Origin of the sequence: Micromonospora sp. M51 (assembly GCF_018070305.1) — a bacterium.
Classification (GTDB): Bacteria; Actinomycetota; Actinomycetes; order Mycobacteriales; family Micromonosporaceae; genus Micromonospora; species Micromonospora parva.
Map to the genome: position 1 here is coordinate 1 of NZ_JAGPXZ010001261.1, position 1,001 is coordinate 1,001.

Annotated in this window: 1 protein-coding gene and 1 pseudogene; both read right to left on the reverse strand. The window is 70.8% G+C overall.

From position 1 onward, the window contains the following. A pseudogene (locus tag KBX53_RS34135) lies at window positions 1-242 on the reverse strand (hypothetical protein); the annotation flags it as partial. 100 nt (window positions 243-342) lie between these two features. Continuing rightward, window positions 343-1,001, reverse strand: a 659-nt coding sequence (locus KBX53_RS34140; protein ID WP_247676613.1) for a bifunctional oligoribonuclease/PAP phosphatase NrnA, incomplete at its 5' end; no start/stop codon positions are given.

Consider the following 1,001-nt stretch of genomic DNA (forward strand, 5'->3'; position numbering starts at 1 on the left):
GTCGACTCAATGACGGGTGTCCATCGACGTCTGCCGCGCGCGGCGGGCCGGCGCGGCACCCGGTTGCTCAGACCGAGCCAGATCAGCACCCCACCCGTGCCGAGGGTGAACAGATTCGCCTCGGTGGAGAAGGACGCGAACCGGCCACCGACGAGCGACAGGCAGACGAGAACGGGAACGGAGACGGCGGGCCGGTCCCAGGCGCGGGGGGCCTCCACGGTGAGGTCGTGCGGCTGCTCCATCCCGCAATTCTTCCCGGTCACACGGAGGGCGGGAAGACCGACACTCCCCGGAGCTGACCCTGATCTTCCGGATCCGATCGACGAAGGTCGAAGTTCGGCCTCAGCCGATCAGCGCCGCGTCCAGCTGAGCACGGATCGACTCGACCACCTGCTCGACGCTGCCCCGACCGGTGAACCCGGCCGCGAACGTGTGCCCACCACCGCCCAGGGCGACCGCGACCCGACTGACGTCCACCGCGCCCTTGCTGCGCATCGACACCGCCCACTCGGCGGGCCGGGTCTGCTTCACCACGCAGCTCACATCCGCCTCGGCGGTGCACCGCACCGAGTCGATCAACGCCTCCAGCACGTACGGCCGCTGGTCGTGCCGGGCCAGGTCGTCCAGCGTGGCGAAGGTCCAGACCAACCCCCGGCCGGCAGCGGCGGCCGGCTCCAGCCGGGCGCGACCGAGCACCTCGCCGAAGAGGCGAACCGCGCCGAAGGGCCGGGTGTCGAAGACCCGTCGGGAGATGTCACCGGGCGAGATGCCGGTCGCCAACAAGCGGGCAGCCATCTGATGCACCGCCGGCGTGGTCGCCTCGAAGCGGAACGAGCCGGTGTCAGTGGTCAGCGCCGTGTAGAGGCACTCGGCGATGGCCGGATCGACCACCACCCCGAGCCGGGCCAGCAGCTGCTCGGCCACGACCGACGTGGCCGCCGCACTCGGATCGACCAGGTTGACCGTGCCGAAACCGGGGTTCGAGGCATGGTGGTCGAGCA